The 20130-nt window shown below is 46.1% G+C and carries 12 protein-coding genes and 1 pseudogene; 11 read left to right on the forward strand and 2 right to left on the reverse strand.

Annotation, left to right across the window (positions count from 1 at the left end):
* The first annotated feature begins 35 nt into the window (after positions 1-35).
* Together QYF49_RS19420 and QYF49_RS19425 are read left to right on the forward strand one after the other, a co-directional pair.
* Entirely contained in the window at positions 36-1775 is a 1740-nt protein-coding gene (locus QYF49_RS19420; protein WP_290401247.1) for an ABC transporter ATP-binding protein, read from the forward strand.
* Positions 1756-3594, forward strand: a complete 1839-nt coding sequence (locus QYF49_RS19425) for an ABC transporter ATP-binding protein (RefSeq protein WP_290401248.1) — start codon at positions 1756-1758, stop codon at positions 3592-3594. The genes QYF49_RS19420 and QYF49_RS19425 overlap by 20 nt, the downstream gene beginning before the upstream one ends.
* A gap of 70 nt (positions 3595-3664) precedes the next feature.
* Here the strand turns inward: QYF49_RS19425 and QYF49_RS19430 are convergent, their stop codons facing one another.
* A complete protein-coding gene (locus QYF49_RS19430) occupies positions 3665-3805 on the reverse strand; it encodes a hypothetical protein (RefSeq protein WP_290401249.1) in 141 nt (46 codons plus the stop codon).
* A 188-nt stretch (positions 3806-3993) separates the two neighbouring features.
* On the opposite strand from QYF49_RS19430, the gene QYF49_RS19435 reads away from it, so the two are divergent.
* The 5 genes and pseudogenes from QYF49_RS19435 to QYF49_RS19455 all read left to right on the forward strand — a co-directional run bounded on the left by QYF49_RS19435 (position 3994) and on the right by QYF49_RS19455 (position 14770).
* Entirely contained in the window at positions 3994-5943 is a 1950-nt protein-coding gene (locus tag QYF49_RS19435) for a BglG family transcription antiterminator (RefSeq protein ID WP_290401379.1), read from the forward strand.
* Between the two features lie 458 nt (positions 5944-6401).
* Positions 6402-8267, forward strand: a pseudogene (locus tag QYF49_RS19440) (fructose-specific PTS transporter subunit EIIC).
* Between the two features lie 294 nt (positions 8268-8561).
* Complete coding sequence (locus QYF49_RS19445) at positions 8562-11021, forward strand: alpha-amylase family glycosyl hydrolase (protein WP_290401250.1); 2460 nt, start codon at positions 8562-8564, stop codon at positions 11019-11021.
* A gap of 134 nt (positions 11022-11155) precedes the next feature.
* Positions 11156-12415 (forward strand): ATP-binding protein, encoded by a 1260-nt coding sequence (locus tag QYF49_RS19450; protein WP_290401251.1) that lies wholly within the window; start codon positions 11156-11158, stop codon positions 12413-12415.
* Between the two features lie 63 nt (positions 12416-12478).
* Entirely contained in the window at positions 12479-14770 is a 2292-nt protein-coding gene (locus QYF49_RS19455; protein ID WP_290401252.1) for an ATP-dependent DNA helicase, read from the forward strand.
* A gap of 192 nt (positions 14771-14962) precedes the next feature.
* On the opposite strand, the gene QYF49_RS19460 is transcribed toward QYF49_RS19455, so the two are convergent.
* Positions 14963-16639 carry a M14 family metallopeptidase gene (locus QYF49_RS19460; protein WP_290401253.1) on the reverse strand — a complete coding sequence of 559 codons (1677 nt, stop codon included), beginning with the start codon at positions 16637-16639 and terminating at the stop codon, positions 14963-14965.
* 269 nt (positions 16640-16908) lie between these two features.
* Between QYF49_RS19460 and pheA the strand changes: the two genes are divergently transcribed.
* The 4 genes from pheA to QYF49_RS19480 all read left to right on the forward strand — a co-directional run bounded on the left by pheA (position 16909) and on the right by QYF49_RS19480 (position 20049).
* Complete coding sequence (gene pheA, locus QYF49_RS19465; protein WP_290401254.1) at positions 16909-17733, forward strand: prephenate dehydratase; 825 nt, start codon at positions 16909-16911, stop codon at positions 17731-17733.
* 32 nt (positions 17734-17765) lie between these two features.
* Positions 17766-18050 (forward strand): hypothetical protein, encoded by a 285-nt coding sequence (locus QYF49_RS19470; protein ID WP_290401255.1) that lies wholly within the window; start codon positions 17766-17768, stop codon positions 18048-18050.
* Positions 17978-18739 (forward strand): DUF1835 domain-containing protein, encoded by a 762-nt coding sequence (locus QYF49_RS19475; RefSeq protein ID WP_354005858.1) that lies wholly within the window; start codon positions 17978-17980, stop codon positions 18737-18739. Before QYF49_RS19470 ends, QYF49_RS19475 begins: the two co-directional genes overlap by 73 nt.
* Before the next feature lie 200 nt (positions 18740-18939).
* Positions 18940-20049, forward strand: coding sequence for an endonuclease (locus QYF49_RS19480; RefSeq protein ID WP_290401380.1), 1110 nt, complete (start codon positions 18940-18942; stop codon positions 20047-20049).
* The last annotated feature ends 81 nt before the right edge of the window (positions 20050-20130 follow it).

Here is a 20130-nt window from a genome sequence, read left to right on the forward strand (position 1 = left end):
TTTTTCACAGAAGGCTCTGGAGGGATGATACAGTCTTGAAAGTCATATCGATACTAAAACCTTACCGTGTTCAGATCGCTGTTGCTTTGTTTTTAATGCTTGTTGAGCTTGCTGTCGAGCTTTTGCAGCCTTTGTTGATCGCCCGGATTATTGATAACGGCATCATGAAAAAAGATCTCGGGGTTGTCATGGTGTGGGGAGGAGTGATGATCGGCCTATCGCTTTGCGCATTTGCCGCTGGTGTGAGTAATTCCTTCTATGCATCTCACGTCAGCCAAAACTATGGATATAACCTCAGGAAGGAATTGTTTACAAAAATTCAGGCGTTTTCTTTTGAGAATTTTAACCAGTTTCCTGCGACATCTCTCATCACAAGAATGACCAACGATGTTACCCAGATGCAGAATACGGTGTTCATGAGCTTGAGGGTCATGCTGAGGGCGCCCTTATTGATCATTGGCGGTCTTGTCATGTCGTTTATCATAGATGCGAGACTGGCTATTTTCATTGCGGTGGCTGTCCCGGTTTTATTTGTGTTTTTAATGTGGGTGATGAAAAAAGGGGGCGCACTGTTTAAATCGGTCCAAGAGAACCTGGACAGAGTGAACGGCGTGATGAGGGAAAACCTTTCAGGCATACGAATCATCAAAGCATTCTTAAGAAGCAGGCATGAAGTGAAACGGTTCACGGAAGCCAACCGCAAGCTTAAGAGTAATACAGCCTTTGCGCTGAGGCTGATGGAGTCCACGAACCCTATCCTTCTTCTCGTCATGAATATCGCTATTCTTTGCGTTCTTTGGTTTGGCAGTGTTCAGGTCAATACAGGTGGTGGCAAGATTGGTGATTTAGTCGCCGTTATCAACTACAGCACGAGAATCACCTCCACTTTTTCCATCTTTTCTTGGATCATTATGGCGTTTTCAAGAGCGAAGGCTTCAGGTAGCCGAATCTCTGATGTGCTGAATACTGAGGTCGACCTCGTTGCCCCTGTGGATTCCGTGATCACCCGTCCTGATTTCAAAGGTGAAATTGAGTTCCAGGGTGTCTCTTTTCATTATCCCGGGACGAAAAAACAAGTCCTGAAGGACATTTCGTTCAAAGCAGAACCAGGTGAAACGGTTGCCGTAATGGGAGCGACAGGGTCCGGAAAGTCGTCGCTGTTTCAGCTGATCCCCCGGCTGTATGATGTTGATGAAGGCAAGATTTTGCTTGATGGAATGGATATATCACGTCTAAAGCTTGAGCATTTAAGGAATGCTATCGGCCTTGTTCCTCAGGAAGCTCTTCTTTTCACAGGAACCGTAAAGGAGAATATCACCTGGGGTAAGGAAAATGCCACTGAAGAAGAGATAAAGATCTCTGCTGAGAACTCCCAGATCGCTGAAACGATAGCGTCCCTGCCAAAACAATACGAGACCAGAATCGGGCAGAAAGGGGTCAATTTATCCGGAGGCCAAAAACAGCGACTTTCCATTGCCCGTGCTTTGGTGAGAAAGCCGAAGATTCTGCTGCTTGATGACAGTACGAGCGCTCTTGATTTGAAAACAGAAGGAAAACTTCTCGGAGCTTTGAAGCACTATCCCTCTACGATCCTGATCATAACGCAAAAGATTGCCACAGCGATGGAAGCGGATAAAATTCTGCTGATTGAGAACGGCATGCTGCTGATGGAAGGAAAGCATGAGGATCTGCTGCTTCGCTCCAGCCTGTATCAGCAAATCTTCCAATCCCAGTTTGGAGAGGAGTCGTTAAAGCATGCTAAAGGCTTTGAGTGAACCGTTCCGGCATAAAAGAGCCATCGTTCAAAAGGTGGCGGCGCAGGCAGCGGTACCGAAAAGAAAAAAAGAGAAGGCAAAGGATTGGCGCAGAACACTGCCTCGGATCTGGAGCTATCTTGCACGTGAGAAGGGGCGCTTATGGCTCGTTCTCCTCATGGTTGTCCTCAGTTCGATTTTGGGTCTGCTCGGCCCCTTTTTGATCGGGAAGGCTATTGATAACTATATAGTCACGAAAGATAACAGCGGCCTCTTAAGGCTTCTTGCCGGTTTGCTGGCCATTTATATTCTGAACTCGGCAGCACTCTGGTTTCAGAACTACTGGATGATCGGGATTGCACAAAATACCGTCTTTTCGATGAGGACGCAGCTGTTTCGCCATCTTCACAAACTTCCGATCCCGTTCTTTGATCAGCGCCAGTATGGTGAGATCATGAGCCGGGTCATCAATGATATTGAAAATGTGAGTTCTACTCTGAACTCTTCGGTTATCCAGATCATCTCCAGTGTATTGACGCTGTTGGGCACGGTCGGGTTCATGCTTTGGCTGAGCCCGCTGCTTACAGCGGTCACCCTCATTATCGTGCCTATCATGTTCGTTGGCATGCGCTGGATTACTAGCCGTACCGGCAGGCTGTTTAAAGAACAGCAGAGGAACCTTGGGGAGCTGAACGGCTATATCGAGGAAACCGTGTCAGGCCAGCGTATCGTTAAAGCTTTCTGTCAGGAAGAACGAGTGATTGCGGAGCTGTTGGATAAGAATGACAAGTTGAAGGAATCCGGATTTTGGGCTCAAACGTATTCGGGTTTTATTCCTAAGCTGATGAATGTTCTAAATAATCTTAGCTTTGCTCTCATTGCCGGTGCAGGGGGCGTTCTTGCGTTAAATGGAGTCGTTACCATCGGGACCATCGTCGTTTTTGCCGAGTACTCCAGGCAGTTCACCCGTCCGCTCAATGACCTGTCGAATCAGTACAATACGCTCTTATCAGCGGTAGCAGGGGCAGAGCGGGTTTTTGAAGTTCTGGATGAGGAAGAAGAAACGAAAGATGAAGAAGGAAACGAGGAGCTGGCCGGTGTTCGAGGAGAGATTGAATTTAAGGAGGTTTCATTCTCATATGAAGAGGGAGGAAACACTGTCAATCATATCTCATTTCATGCCTCGCCGGGTGAAACGGTTGCCCTGGTCGGCCCAACGGGAGCGGGGAAGACGACGATTATCAATCTACTGTCCCGTTTTTATGATGCGAAAAGAGGGAGCATTCTTGTGGACGGGCGCGAAATCAAAGGGATTAAGCGGGAGTCTCTTCGGGAGCATATGGGGTTCGTGCTGCAGGATCCATTTCTTTTTGAAGGTACCATTATGGAAAACATCCGATTTGGACGACTGGATGCTTCAGACGATGATGTCATGAAAGCGGCTAAGGAGGCAAACGCGCACTCCTTTATCACGAAACTGGCAAACGGGTACGGGACGATCGTGGAGCAGGACGGCAGCGGAATCAGCCAGGGGGAGAAGCAGCTTTTAAGCATTGCGAGAGCTATCCTTGCCAATCCTGTGATTCTTGTACTGGATGAGGCGACGAGCAGCATTGATACGATCACCGAGATGAAAATTCAGGAAGCCTTGCATCGCCTGATGATTGGCAAGACGAGTTTCATTATTGCCCACAGGTTGAATACCGTTCAAAAAGCGGATCAAATCCTCGTTTTGAAAAATGGTGAAATTTTAGAAAGGGGCTCGCACGACGACCTGCTAAAGCAAAAAGGCTTTTACTTCGAGCTCTACAACAGCCAGCTCCAAAGGGAGATCGGCTAGGGGTATACCATTCAGGTGCCAGGCACCGCGAAGTGAAAAGCCGGCAAATGCCGGCTTTTTTTGCTTCAAATTAAAAGAAAGTTTTCACTTCTGTTTCTGTATGCTTGCAGTTGGTGCAGGTATATTCAAGTTCTAGTGCATCTTCACGAACAATGTGCATCGTTTCTTTATTGCAATGGCTGCAGTGCCTTTTCATTTTTGTCTCTTCCATCCTGAACACATCCTTCCATGGATATCGATAAAAATAGTATTCCTCTAACCACCATATGTAAAACAATCGAGATCAAGTATTGACTTCTGATGCTAAAGACCTAGACTTAGGAAAGGAAGCAAACTCATTATTTTTGATGGAATAAGCCACCTTAAGATATAGGAAACAGAGGAGGGCAGGAGCAGGTGATGGAAGTGAATGAACGGCAAAACAGACTGCTTTCTTATTTATTAAAAAGCGGAGGAAGTATATCAGTAGATCAGATCGCGTCTGAACTGGATTGTTCTGAAAAAACGATCCGGAACGACTGCAAGGTGATCGATGACTGGCTGAAGCTGAAATCAGACGTTCGCTTAATAAGAAGGCGAGGGGTTGGCGTGTATCTTGAAGGTACAGCATCCGCCATCTCGAATTTAATGGATCTATCTAAGAAAGAGCAGGCAGCGGACACAGTAATGGCTGACAGCATTAGAAGAATAAGTATCGTGCGCCAGCTGCTTTTAAAAAATAAAGAGACGACGCTTCAGGAGCTTGCTGAAAAATATTATGTGAGCAAAACCGTTGTCAGGCATGATATTAAGATGATGGAGGATTGGCTTAAGTCGTTTCACCTCAAAGTTCTGCCTAAACAAAAGGTGGGTTTGAGAATTGACGGAAACGAAAAAAATAAGCGTGATGCTCTATCCAGATTAACCGGTATGCTGATCCATGCGGCAGAAGAAGAAAAAAACTTCGTGAACCGGATCTTTGCGCCTCATGAAATCGCTTTTGTCAGAAACGGCCTTAGGAAATTGGAAACGCAGCTCAACTATCCTTTCACCGACAGTGCTCTTGAAAACTTAATCACTCATATTCTGGTCTCAGTCCAAAGGGTAAAGACAGGCAGTAAAATTACGATTTCACCAGATGAAGAGGAGCGGATCACTCGAATGAAGGAATATCCGGCTGTGAGAGCTTTTTTGAAGGATATTGAAAGGGTCATGGCTGTTAGACTTCCTAAGGAGGAAGCGGTCTATATTACGATCCGGGTTCTTGGTACAAAAGTTTATTATCATGCGAAAGACAGGGACAGGCTGGAGGAAGAACTGGCGGGATTCGATACTGCCGTACTGGAATTTTCCAAGAAGCTGATCGAAGCTGTTTCTGAAATCACTGATATTGATTTTACAAATGATGAGCTTTTGCTCGCAGGATTAGCGGGCCATCTGCAGACGACATTCCATCGACTGGAATATTCCCTGCCGTTATCCAATCCAATGGCAGATCAGATCAAGAAAATGTACATGACGATGTTCGAAATGATTTATTATGCTTTGCCGGTTGTCGAACAAAAGCTGAAAAAATCCCTTCCTGAGGAGGAAATTGCCTATTTGACGCTTCATTTTCAAGCTTCAGTCGAACGGTTCAAGAAAAAGAATGCCCGCCATCTCAAGGTGCTCGTCATATGTACAATGGGGATCGGTATGTCTCAGCTCATCGTGACAAAGCTGGAGCGGAAGTTTCATTCGATTGAGATCGCTGGTACAGCCTCCGTCAGCGAAGCGCCGGCTGAAATAAAAGAGAAGAAGCCTGATCTTGTGATCAGCACGGTTTCTCTCTCTTATCCGGATGTGCCCGTGCTGGTCGTTTCTCCTCTTATGACTGAGGAGGATCAGAAGGAAATCGAAAAGTGGATTCAAAACGGTCCGCCAATAGAGACGCACAGCAGCTATCCCCTCTTAAAGCAGCTGCTGAATTCAAAGCTGATCTTTGTTCATTCCGGAGAGACAGATCCGACAGATATCCTAAAGACCATGGTTCATCAAATGGAGGAAAATGGATTTGTAAAAGAAAGCTACAAAGAAAGTGTATTGAACCGTGAAGAACAATCATCTACTGCGGTAGGTGGCGGTGTAGCGATCCCTCACGGCAGTTCTGATCTTGTGAAGGAAGCAGTAATCGGGATGTCGGTTTTCAGAAATCCCGTCCGGTGGGGAAAAGAAGAAGTGTCGATCATATTACTTCTCGCCATGGACAATGAAAAAAGATATCTCTTGAAAGACCTATTCCAAGAGATATCTCATTTGACGGAGAATCCAACTTTTATTCGAGAAGTGGCAGAACAAAAATCCGCAGAATGCATATATGAACTATTTTAAAAAGGCAGCTTTCATGCTGTCTTTTTTTAAATAATGATGGATGACGAGCGGATCCGGACCGCCCATCGCCTGGGGAAGATGATCCAGATCAAAAAATCGCACATCCTTCACTTCGATCCCGGCAATAACTTCACTGCCTTCATAGTCTGTACAAACATAAGCAGCGACAACGTTGTGTACCTCGTCTCCGTGCGGGTATTGATAGTAAAACTCCTTCCCGGAAAATACATGAAGCAGCGTAAGGCTGAGGGAGATATATCCCGTTCATGTAAAGTTAGTTACCGATTCCTTACATTCGGCTTTGCCAATCAAAATCCTGCATCAGCTTGCATTGGAAACGCTTTTATATAATTTGTTTTTGCCGGAACTTACGGTAAATATTAAATCTATTTACCGTATTTACTAAGCTACAATTAGTTCATGGACAAGACAGATAAATGAAAGCGGAGGTTAGGAAAATGAAGTTATTAGGAATTACTTCGTGTCCTAATGGAATCGCTCATACGTATATGGCTGCTGAGAGCCTGCGTAAGGGAGCCGAGGAATTAGGAGTTAAAATAAAGGTCGAAACACAAGGATCCATCGGGGTGGAAAATGAATTCACCGCCGACGAGATCCGGGAAGCCGACGGCATTATTATAGCTGCAGATAAAGCGGTCGAGAAAAGCCGTTTTGTTGGCAAAAAGGTGCTCGTCACTGGTGTGCAGGATGGAATTCATAAAGCACAGGAGCTCATCCGGCGTTTTGAAACCGGTGATGTGCCGGAGTATAAGGGTGACATGAAATCCATCAATGAAGTAAAACAGGAACGAAAAGATAAACAGAATCCCTTTTACCGCCACTTGATGAATGGTGTTTCCTATATGATCCCATTTGTTGCGGTTGGAGGGCTGCTCATTGCTTTGTCCTTGGCCATCGGGGGACACCCGACGGACAGCGGACTCCAAATTCCGAAAGATTCGGTTTGGAAGCAGATCATGGATGTAGGTTCAGCAGGTTTTACGTTCATGGTTCCGATTCTGGCTGGTTTCATTGCCATGAGTATTGCTGACCGTCCGGGGCTTGCTCCAGGGATGATCGGCGGGTATATCGCAGCCAATGGAAGCTTCTATGGAAGTGAAGCAGGTGCAGGGTTCCTCGGGGGTATCCTTGCTGGCTTTGTCGCTGGTTATATCGCCAAGTGGATCAAATCCTGGAGCGTTCCAAGAGTCATCCAGCCCATTATGCCAATCCTGGTTATCCCTTTACTTGCATCCATCGTTGTTGCCAGTTTGTTTATTTTTGTAGTCGGAGCACCAATCGCCAGCCTGATGGATTGGCTTACCGCTTTCCTGAATGGCATGCAGGGCGCTTCAAGCATCATTCTTGCACTGATCCTCGGCGCCATGATCTCCTTTGATATGGGCGGCCCGGTGAATAAAGTAGCGTTCCTTTTCGGAGCAAGTATGATCGGACAGGGCAATGTTCATATCATGGGCGCGATTGCGGCAGCGATTTGTGTTCCGCCGCTTGGAATGGGACTCGCGACATTGCTTAACAAGAAAAAATATGAAAAAGCCGAACAGGAAGCCGGAAAAGCAGCATTGGCGATGGGGCTCGTTGGAATCACAGAAGGAGCCATCCCGTTTGCGGCTAAAGATCCGCTGCGAGTTATTCCAAGTATTATGGCTGGATCGATGGTCGCTTCTACGATTGCCATGCTCGGCCATGTCGGAAACAATGTCCCTCATGGTGGGCCGATTGTTGCGGTGCTTGGCGCCATCAGCCATCCACTCATGTACTTTATCGGCATAGTAGCGGGTGTTTTCGTAACGGCTCTCTTAGTCAATACAGTAAAGAAAAACGTAGCCTAACAAGGAGTGGAAAGCATGAAACTTACCGAATTAATGAGTAAAGATCTTGTAGATATCGACTTGAAAGCTTCAACAAAAAATGAAGTGATCGACCATATGATCGAAAAGCTGGATCAGTCGGATGCTTTGAAATCCAAGCGTAAGTTTAAAAAAGCGATTGAGAAGCGCGAGAAGGAAGGAAGCACAGGCATTGGTTTTAAGGTTGCGATCCCTCATGGGAAATCAAAAGCTGTTACTGCTCCGAGAGTCGCATTCGGGCTTAGCCGGGCTGGTGTAGACTGGAACAGTGTGGATGGAGATAACGCCCAGTTGGTCTTTATGATTGCTGTACCTGAAGAAAGTGCAGGAAATGAACATTTGAAGATTCTGCAGATGCTTTCTATCAAGCTTATGGACGAAGCTTTCAGAAACCAATTATTGAATGTTCAAACTGTGAATGAAGCGTATGAATTATTGGAGCAGATCGGATAACCGACGTGCAGCACACCTGTCTAAGGTGTGCTGCTTTTTATTGTTTTTTTAGTACATAAGCCTGTTCTGTTCCAAATACTCTATCTGATTTTGTCTTAAACAACTGTTTAATTACCATTGAGTACCGCCCTGTTTATGGAGATTTGGCGATACATGCACATCACGCAGGCGTGCGGGCCAGTCTTTTTTTTGAGATAGTTATTGCATAATTCTGTCATCCCGGATACACTTTGATTAAAGATTGATGAAAGCGTTTGCACAAGTTACACAAACTGCTCAAAAGGAGGAGTCTAGTTGAAAAAGGGATTAGGCATATTAATGTTACTGGTGCTGCTTTTAGGGATCATATGGGTTCAGCTTCCTGCATCGGCTGCTGCAAGCAGCTATCAAAAAGTGGTGATAAGGGGAAGTTTGCCCCCCCTGGATTGGGGTTCAGACAACAATCCGCTGGCTCTGCAGCAGGACGGGACATGGAAAAGCAACCCTATTCCGCTTACTGGAGGGAGCAAGCTTGAATTTAAGTACGTAAGAGATGGACAGTGGATGGATGGGGGCAATCTTGAATTCACTCCGCCACAGACGGGCAGCTATGTTTTCGTTTTTCATCCGGATGAAGAGAGAAAGGTGGATATTAATCTCTTGGAAGGGAAAGGCAAAGTAACCCTTAATCTGACGGTTCCGAAATCTACCCCAGACTGGGCAAACATAACGGCAGGAACAAGCCTGAACAGTTATAACTATTCTGTATCCAGCCTCAAAAAAGCAGGGGAACAGAAGTACAGCATCGAGCTGACTGGGGAACCCGGCCAGTCGTTCAGTTATTATTATGCGCTTGGTGATGCACAGTTTAAAGAGGTAAGAAGCGAGCCCCGTACCGCTGTCTTCACAGAAGCCGGCCAGCCGGTGAACGATGAAGTAGAAAAATGGACCGCAGTGCCGGTTGCCAAGAATGTCACGCACGATTTCAATTATCAGCCGTTTATTCCGGACCATAAGGATAACGTAACGGTCAAAACGACAGTAGAACATTATGGACCGGTCAATAAAGGCGGAATCTACTATACTACGGATGGGTCGGCTCCATCAGGAAAAAGAGGATTGGCAACGCACGGAATGTTTGTGCCGATGTATGCTGTTTCCAAAACGAGCCTCGGGGGCGGATTGTATAAATCCGTTCTAACAGGAGTCATCCCAAAACAAAAAGACAACACGAGAGTAAAATATAAATTGGATGTATGGAGCACGGCGGGAAATGGTTCACAGTTTGCTGACACGAACAGCATCCAACCTGAGGACGCAACAGAATTTGCTTATTATATAGATGACTATCAGTCTCCTGAATGGGCGAAAAATGCTTCCATCTATCATGTTTTTGTTGATCGTTTTATGGATGGAAATCCGAAGAACAATGAACCGGTGGATCCTGATCTTTCCTATGACGAGCGTTTAAAGGGATGGATGGGCGGCGACCTTCAGGGCGTTAAAGATAAGATCAGCTATATCAAGGATTTAGGAGTCAATACGATCTGGATTTCTCCGGTTTTCAATGGGCCTTACTCCCATGGTTTTCATCCGGCAGACTATTTAAAAATCGATCCGCGTTTTGGAACGAACAAGCTCATGAAGGACATTATTAAAGAGGCGCACAAAAAGGGCATGAAAGTCGTCTACGATCTGGTGCCGAACCATACGTCCATTCAGCATCCGTTCTTCCAGGACGCTTTGAACAATGGAACAACAAGCCCATATTACAACTGGTACACGTTTACGAAATGGCCAACGGAATACAAAACGTTTTACGGTGTAACCGAACTGCCGGAGCTAAATAACGACAATCCGGCGACCCGCAGCTACATGATGGATAAAGTCGTTCCTTTCTGGCTGAATGAGCTTGGCTTTGACGGCTTCCGCCTGGATTATGCAAAAGGGCCAAGCTACAGCTTCTGGGTGGATTTCAGGCATGCGGTTAAAAATCTGAAGCCGAATGCTTTTATCTATGGAGAAGTATGGGACAGCCGTGAAAAGATCAACACATACTCCGGCAAGCTGGACGGTGCTCTGGACTTCCCGATGCAGGGAGCATTGCTTGATGTGTTTGCCAAAGGACAATCCATGCATGAACTTAGTGAGGCGGTCCGCTTAAACGAACAGACATACAACCGTGAATATGTGATGGGCACGTTCCTCGACAACCATGATATGCCTCGCTTTCTATTCGAGTCAGGCGGGGATGTGAATAAACTGAAGCAGGCAGCTGCGGCACAATTTACACTTCCGGGAGCACCTATCATCTACTATGGGACAGAGGTTGGTTTATCGCAAAGCAAGGACCATAGCACGGTTGATGATTATAAGGACCGCTACTTCCGGGAGATGATGCCATGGGATAAAGCGCATCAAAACACTTCTTTAAAGCAGTACTACAAAAAATTGATCAAGCTGAGAAACGATGAGCCCGCCCTCCGTACCGGCAAGTACAAGGAGTGGTACTCAGACGATCAAGTCATCGTATTTGAAAGAAGCAATAAACATGACCGCTTCCTTGTCGTTCTAAATAATGGAAATGAAGAAAAAGTAACATTGAAAAAGTCATTTGATCATGGGCATGGCCTGGTATTAAGGAATGTTTGGGATAAAAAGGACGTGATCGGGCCTGGAAAGAAAGATGATCTAACGATCGATTCAAAAACAGGATCGATTCAGATCTTTGAAGTGGTAAAAGGAAAGAAGAGCGTTAAGAAAAAAGCATCCTGATGATAAAGGCCGCCCCCCTTTTCCGATAGGCGGCCTTTTTTGCTGCGATATAGGACGATTTTCTCACTATTTGGCAGGGGAAAGTAACTTCCTGTCGTAATTATAGGATAACAAACTCGTTGGGAGATAAACTGATGCTGACGGAAAAACTCCTTTTACATGTGTTGATTGTTCTGGCTCCGATTTTGCTGTTAAGCTTTTTTTTTGAAAAGCGTCCGATCGGACAATCTCCTTATTTCACAGGCATGCTTCATTCTTTATCTGCGATATTGTGTGTAGTTTTCGCCTTCTATGAAGGCAGCCTGTATTGGGATCTTCGCTATGTCCCATTGGTCATTGCCTTTTTATACGGTGGAAGATCGGCAGGAGGAATGGTTTTCGGGTTCATCTTTGTGGCAAGAACGGTTGTGGGAGGTGACGCGCTTGTTTTTGCACTGAGCGGTATCGTTCTGGCCGCAGCAGTTCCTTATTTCTATTGCAGTAAATTTATAGAGCTCTCTCCTGCAAAAAGGGTAAAGAACGCCATGCTGATGGGAGTGTGGCCGTCTTTTGTTCAAATCATGATCCTGTTTTCTTACACGTTCTATTATGACGGCGAAACGAACGAGGAGTTTGCACAATCGCTTTCCCATGTGCTTATCTTTGGAATCATTCAAGTATTAGCTGTCGGAACAGCAGCCAAGCTGTATGAACTGGTCATTGAACGGTCATTGATGAAGAATGAGATTGAGAGGGCCGAAAAGCTGAACACGCTGGGGGAGCTTGCTGCTTCGATTGCCCATGAAGTAAGAAATCCTCTTACCGTAGTAAAGGGGTTCCTTCAGCTCATGCAACGGGACGATAAAGCAGACAACCATCCTTATATTCCTCTTGTCTTAAGCGAATTGGGCCGTGCCGAAGTGATCATCAGCGACTATTTAAATTTTGCTAAACCAGAATTTAAAAAACTTGAGCGTTTCTCTATCTCACAAATCCTGTCTGATGTTATGCTGCTCCTCAATGCGCTGGCTGTGAAGCAAGGCGTGGAATTAGTGAGCGATTTGAAATCTGAACCTTTTTTGTTTACGGACCGGAATCAGTTGAAGCAGGCGTTCGTCAATATTATAAAAAACGCCATTGAAGCAACCCCTTCAGGGGGAACGGTTACGGTCAGCCTGTCAGTGTCAGGAGATCAGGCAGTCGTTACGGTAGCAGACACGGGCAAAGGGATGACAGAAGAGCAGCTTTCAAGAATTGGCACACTCTTTTATACGACAAAAGACAAGGGGACAGGGCTCGGGACGACGGTTTCTGTTAGAATCATAGAATCCATGCAAGGCAGGGTTTCCTTTAAAAGCGAGCTTGGCAAGGGGACTGAAGTCACTTTGCACCTGCCAACCGTGCAAAACGATTAAATCGGCCTAATGCTCTTGTTTCTGTTACACTTCTCTTAAGAGACCTTATGAAATGGTGATAACATGCTGGACATAGTAAAAGTTTCTGTAAGGGGACTTGTCGAATACGTCTACCGAAGCGGCAGCATCGATTGGCGTTTTCGCACGGCCACCACACTGGCCGAAGGTACGAAAGCCCACCAAAAAATACAGCAGTCATATGGAAAATGCGATCAGAAAGAAGTATTTGTTCATACAGAGATGGTCGTGGACAACCTTTCTTTTCTCATTGAAGGCCGTTGTGACGGCCTGCTTTTTTCTGATGAACGGGTAACGATCGATGAAATCAAATCCACTTCACATGACCTGAGTTCTATTGAGGAAGATACATACCCCGTCCATTGGGCACAGGCAAAGGTATATGCCTGTATCTATGCCTCAGACCACGGGCTTGATAACATCCAGGTTCAGCTTACTTATGTACAGGTGGATACACAGGAGCAGAAGCGGTTTAAAAAAGAATTTTCCCGTGATGAGCTCATACTGTTTCTGGAGGAAGCGGTAAAGGCTTACGCCCCTTATGCCCTGCTGCAGGTGAGACATAGGAAGGAAAGGGATTACAGTATTAAAGAACTGCCCTTTCCGTTTGACCGATACCGTGAAGGACAAAGGAAATTGGCAGGGGCAGTCTATACGGCCATCGCAGAAGGTAAAAATCTGTTTGCCCAGGCGCCGACGGGTATCGGCAAAACGATGTCGACTACATTCCCGGCAGTTAAAGCAATCGGCGAAGGTCTGCTCCAGCGCTTCTTTTACTTGACGGCGAAAACAATCACGAGAGAGGCAGCTGAAGAAGCTGTTTTGCTAATGCAGGACAAAGGCCTTCGCCTGCATACTGTCACGTTGACCGCAAAGGATAAAATGTGTATGAAGGATAAGACAATCTGCCAAAAAGATTACTGTGAATTTGCAGATGGATATTATGATCGTGTAAACGGAGCCGTGCTGGATATATTGGAAAACGAAACGGTGATCAACCGCAGAACGATCCAGGAGTATGCTCTGAGGCACCAGCTTTGCCCATTTGAGTTTTCCTTGGATTTGGCCTATGGGGCAGATGTGGTAATCTGTGATTATAATTATATATTTGATCCGAGAGTGTCATTAAAGCGTTTCTTTGAAGAGCAGAAAAAGAAAACTGCCTTGCTTGTAGATGAAGCCCATAATCTTGTCGACCGGGGCCGTGAAATGTTTTCTGCAGAAATCCACAAATCAGCCTTCTTGAACGTTTCACGTGAATATAAAGGGAGTAATGCAGAGCTTCAGAAGGCCGCCAAAGCCGTCAATGACTTCGGGCTTTCTGTGAAAAAAAGGTGCGGGGAAGCGAGAAGTCTTGTGATGGAAGACAAACCCGATCAACTGATTGAGCTTTTGGAAGTTTTTATTGCTCTTGCTGAAAGAGAATTGTTGAATCAAGGAGAAGGACAACAGCTTCTGCTCGATACCTACTTCACGGCTCAAAGCTTCATCCGCATCTCCAAACTATACGATGACCGGTATGTCACATACGCAGAATACGAAAGAAGCGAAGTGAAGATTAAAATGTTCTGCCTGGATCCTTCTGTTCTCCTTCAGCAAATGGGCAAAGGTTATCGTTCGAGCATCTTCTTTTCGGCTACTTTTACGCCGATTGATTACTACAAGGACATGATCGGCTTTCGGGATGAAGATTATGCTCTGGCTATCCCGTCTCCCTTCAGACGTGACCAGCTTCAGATCTGCATCCAGCCATTGTCCACACGATACCGTGACAGGGAAAGAACAAGAGAGCCGATCGCACAAATGATTCATCAGGTGGTAAGAGAAAATAAAGGCAACTTTCTTGTATTTTTCCCTTCCTATCAATACATGTTTGATGTGTATGAACAGTTTTTGAATGAAAAATTCCCCTTTAAATCAATAGTTCAATCGTCTGGCATGTCAGAAGAGGAACGGGAACAATTTTTACAATCATTCCAGGCGGATGCGGATGAACCTCTTATTGGTTTTGCAGTGATGGGCGGCATTTTTTCAGAAGGAGTGGACCTTGTCGGGGACCGGCTTAACGGTGTCATTGTGGTGGGGGTAGGACTCCCCCAGCTTGGTCTGGAACGAAATATCATCAAGGATTATTTTTCATCGCTTGGAAAGAACGGCTATAATTATTCCTATGTATATCCAGGAATCAATAAAGTGCTGCAGGCTGGTGGAAGGCTGATCCGATCCGAATCAGACCGCGGGACAATCGTTCTTGTCGATGACCGCTTTCTAACCCGCCAATATCAGGCGCTCCTTCCGTATGAATGGCAGGACTATACGATCCTGAAGCCAGATTAGCGGGCCAAGAAGAACTGAACATAATGGAGGAGGACGCTTGCTCGTCTACGGGGATGAGGAGTGGCCCGCATTCCGGTCACGAAACGAAAATAGATCAAAAGATAAAAGCTTCAGCATAGCGGATATTCCGCCGTGCTGAAGCTTTTCGTGTATCCAGCTTCAGCGCCCAGCAGGGCGCTTATGCTTTCCATGTTATCTCGCATTCAGTTTCTGATCGCTCATATAGCGGTAAATCGGCAGCTCTTCGCCAGCATCCGTTGGAATAAAGTTAAAGGTGACATAGCTGTCGATGGATTCAGGTTCAAGGGCAAGCGCAATAAAGTTGGCGTTCGGCTGCGCCATGCTGAACACGTAGCTGCCAGCAGGGAAGGAGCGGACGGTTTCCTTCACATCTGTTGTTACTTCATTCGTATAGTGCCCATTCTCGAGAGTGGAGGACACTTTTTTGCCGGTTACTTTGTAACGCTCAACCGATTTGGAAGCTGGCTTTTTCAGCTTCTGCACGTGAACCCCAAGCAATTCGAGTTTCCGGGCAATGCTGTGGTAAGCCGGCGGCATGATGTAGGCTGTCGGACGCTCTCTTTCCAGTGTTGGGTAGGCATCGGTAGAGTCTTCCCAAACGATCGGGATGTTTACTTTTTTTGCTTGAGCAAGATCCACCACTTCAAGCTGCTGGCCAGGAACCCGTTTGTTCTCGCTTTTTACGACGATCGAATCTTTATCGTTGGCTTTCTTGCCTTTATCCACGACATCCCTTGTTGCATTTGTGACCAGTGTTTTTATTTTACTGGAGTAGGCTGCGGTCGTTTTAATAAAGTTTTCCTGTGCGGTGGCCTGTGCGTAGACTCGACGGTTAAAATCAGCCCGGCCGATATTGATGCCCCTGGTCTCGATCAAATAGGTGAGCGTGTTCTTTAACCCTAGTGCGTTTCTTCCGATGCGGGTTTCTGTACTTCCTTCCGTTGCGACAAGCTGGCCGTCATCATCCGTATCCAGTGTGTAATAATCGTGATGTGATAATTTCTTTTGATCGAGGGCCTGATTGACCTTGTTAAGAACCAGATTGTCCGATGGTTTCCTCAGCTGCTCTGGAATATTCAAGTTTTTTGCTGAAGAGATCAACAGATCATAAGATGAAACAGAGCCCTGCTCTCCAAACTTTTTGAGGAGGGGAGAATTTACAGTATACTCATGGGCATCCAGGACCACATCAGGCTTATATTCATTGACCGCTCTATGTACTGCTTGTACCTCTGGATATTCGACTTTCATGTAGTCGCGGTTTGCGTCAAGGTTGGTCGCAATCTGCCGTTTGAAGTAGTAGGAGCCATCTGGGTTAACACGGGGCACAATGGCGACGTTTACTTTGTCCAGAACATTACCCATCTTGCCTTGGGCCAGCTTCTGAGCGGTGACAAGAACCGATTCACCTGCAGCGGGTTCGTTTCCGTGAATTTGTCCCTGAATCCAGATCAGGGGCTTCTTTTTGTTGTTCTTAATTTTGTCAGGATTATCTTTGCTGAAGAACAGAATAGGCAGATCACGGCCCTCCATGGACTTGCCGATGCTTTTTAGTGTCACATACTTATTTTTGTTGTCGAGCTTCTTAATAAAGGAGAGCATTTCTTCCTGGGAAGTAAACGGGAGTCGTCCCTTTTCAAAGGCAGGTGTGGAGAATTGTTCAGCTGGCTTCGGGAAGAGATAGGAGATGCTGCTGGGCTGAACATAGCTGGGACCGTAACCGTAGTAAGGCGTGAAACTCTCCGTTTCATCCGCAGCGGCCGCTTTCAGCGGGGCAGGTGAACAGCAGATACCTGCGGCAAGGGTCATTGCCATTACAAAAGAAGCAGAACGGAAGACATTTTTCATAATAACCTCCTGAAAATAATTTTTTGATTATTCAATAAATAACATACATAAAAGCAGGAGTGTAAACGATTCGTACTGCTCAAGGGGAAAACAGGAGATAACGACCAACACCGTAGGAGGAAATGTCGCAAAGCTGAGCGGTTGGACCTATGACATATGGTGCCAGGCACCGCTTTTACATAGTTGTGTAATTGCGGTGCCAGGCACCACATGGTATAATCCTCAGAAAAGTTTCAGTTAGAGAAACGGCAAAAGAGGAGTTTTTGAACATGAAAGTGGCATATTTAGGACCTCATGGCACATTTTCCGAGGAAGCAGCTCACCGGTATTTTAAAGGACATGACATCGAATGGCAGATGTGTGATTCGGTTCCTGAAGTGCTTGAAGCGGTGGGTGAGGGGCTGGCTGATAAAGGAATTGCCCCGATTGAAAATGCGATTGAAGGGACCATTACAATGACGGTGGACAGCCTTCTTGTCCACGATCTTTATATCGAGGGAGAAGCTATTCTTCCTGTATCCCTCCATCTGCTCGCAGCTGCGGATACACGGCTGGAGGACATTAAAGAAGTATGGTCGATTCCCCCTGCTCTCGCTCAGTGCAGGGAGTACCTCAGGGAATTAAAAGTAAAGAGCCGCCATTTTGACAGTACGGCTTCTGCAGCAGAGGCCATCAGGAATACGGACCGCCGCGATGTTGCTGCTGTAGCGTCAGAGTATGCGGGTGATCTTTTTGGTCTGCAGCCGATTAAGCGCAATATAGAGGAAAGCTTTGAGAACCAGACCCGGTTCGTTATTGTATCAAAAGACAAAACCCCATTGGAAAACGCGGCAAAAACGATGCTTCAGGTTACACCAAGCGATGAATATACTGGGGTCCTGTCTGCGATCCTCAATGTCTTTTCTGCACTCAATATCAATTTGACATGGATCGAATCACGGCCGACAAAAAAGAAATTGGGAACCTATCAATTTTTCCTGGAGCCGGGGCTTAGCTCTGTTCATCCATCCATCCAAAAAGCCATTGCCGTCCTGCAGACGTATGGCCACGAAGTGAACGTATTAGGAAGCTTTACCGCAACAAAACTGGACTAAAAACGAAACCGCTTTACGATAAGGGGGATTTCATGAAGGTTCATATTGTAAACGGAGATATAACGGGCAACAAGCTCAAACCTCTTGATGGAGAAGTGATCGTCTGGAGGGAGATGTATGACCTGGGCCCTGTATCAGCCGATATGGATGAGAAAAAGGTTAAGAACCGAGCAGAATTCTTTGAACGCAAATTGGGAGTCCCCGCGGAGATTTTTCTTCAGAACTCCGTTGGCAGGAAAGCCGGCTGGGTAAACTCCCAAAGGAGACGGAGATTACTCTCTGGTTTGAGCATGACCGATACGACCAAACCATGCTGATGTACTTGCTGAAGTTACTCGATTCACTCGGACTTCACACATTATACATGGTAACAACCGATTCCTATCCGGGAATTGAACCGTTCTTTGGGCTTGGCCAGCTTTCAGAAGTGCAGCTTGCCAGCCTGGAAGAGCACCGGGTACCCATCACCACAGAGCAGGTTAAAGAGGGAGCGGGGGGATGGGACGCCTATTCCTCATCAAATCCGCTTGATCTTACAGGATGGCTTCATCAAACCAAATGCCAGCTGCCTTTTGCAAAAAGGGCCATGAAGCGTCACTTGGACTATTATCCTTCTTTAAAAAACGGTCTGAACCAGGTGGAAGAGCTGGCTTTTCAGTACATGTATGATGGCATCACTTCGTTTCATGAGCTGTTTCATAAGGTCAGTGGCCAGCGTCTGGATGACGGATTGAGCGACCTTCATTTCGCCGCTTTGCTCGACCAGGTGCAAAAAGGTCCGAAACCGCTTATTAAACGGACAGAAGGAACACTGCCGCGGTACAATATCGAACCTGAGGATGCTGTGATCGAGCTGACATATGAAGGAATTGAAGTGTTAATGGAAAGGGAAGACCGTTTTGATTATACATCAGCTGATTGGTGGCTTGGCGGTGTTTACAACGAGCGGGGAACATGGCGATGGGACGGACAAAACCTAATAAACACGCAAGAGAGACAGAGATGATCTCGAAATAAACCCTCCTTTAGTATCTATGTGAATGTTTTACATTTCTGTAAGATGTAATTAACCATGCCGGTTAAGATCAAACTATACGATACTCATTGTGCTTCATGGATAAAAAATGAGCAGGGGAGGGTTTTATTATGAGAACAAAGCCGGTGAGAAGCTTCAGGCTCGCCTTTCTGTTTTCACTTGTCTCAACAATGGTGATTGGAAGTTTCGCCTTTCTTCCTTTACTAAATGCATCAGGAGACGGATCGGCTTCATCGCCGTACACTGTTTCACAGGCTATCTCTAATCAAAACAACAATTTGAAAACGGTTCAGGGCTATATAACAGGCCAGCCGACTGCTGCATCGACCGTAGTTACAAGCAATTATCCTAACGATTATGCACTTGCTTTAGCTGATACGGCAGGAGAAACGAACACTTCCAAAATGGTTTATGTGCAGATTCCTTCTTCTTACCGTTCGCAATTTGGACTTCAGTCGCATCCAGCCCTAAAAGGAACCCAGATAAAAGTAACTGGCAATCTAACGTCTTACTTCTCTCATGCCGGCATTAAAAATGTAACCAATATGACAAATGGAGGCGGAGGCACACCATCAGAACCGCCGGCTTCTGATACGGGATCTTATTATGACAATGCCCAGGGGAAAACCGGTGCGGCTTTAAAAAGTGCGCTTCATCATATTATTAATGATCACACGGAGCTCTCCTACGATGCAGTCTGGAATGCCCTCCGCCATACGGATGAAGACCCGAACAACACCAGTAACGTTATTTTGCTGTATACTGGCCGTTCACAAAGTAAAACAGCAAACGGTTCAGGTGTGAACGATTGGAACAGGGAGCATGTTTGGGCAAAATCGCATGGGGATTTTGGAACAGCGATGGGGCCTGGAACAGACCTTCATCATTTACGTCCCGCGGATGTTTCCGTAAACAGTGACCGTGGAAATCTTGATTTTGATAATGGCGGTACAGAAAATGCAGAAGCAAGAGGCAACTACTCGGACAGTGATTCATGGGAACCGCGCGATGCGGTTAAAGGAGATGTTGCCCGAATGATCTTCTATATGGCCGTCCGTTACGAAGGAGACAGCGGCGAACCTGATCTGGAGATGAACAACAGTGTGAGCAACGGATCAGCACCTTATATCGGAAAACTGTCAGTGCTGTTTCAGTGGAATCAGCAAGATCCAGTTGACAGGTTTGAGCGCCGCCGCAACGATGTGATCTACAATAATTATCAGCACAACCGCAACCCTTTTATCGATCATCCGGAATATGCGGCAGCTATCTGGCAATAATCTGCTTTCACAAAAAAGCTGGTTCACCTCGGTGAACCGGCTTTTTTTTAGGTAATAGGACGTTAGTTGCAGAGTCGGAGA

The organism is Fictibacillus terranigra (genome assembly GCF_030412265.1).
Taxonomy (GTDB): Bacteria; Bacillota; Bacilli; order Bacillales; family Fictibacillaceae; genus Fictibacillus_C; species Fictibacillus_C terrinigri.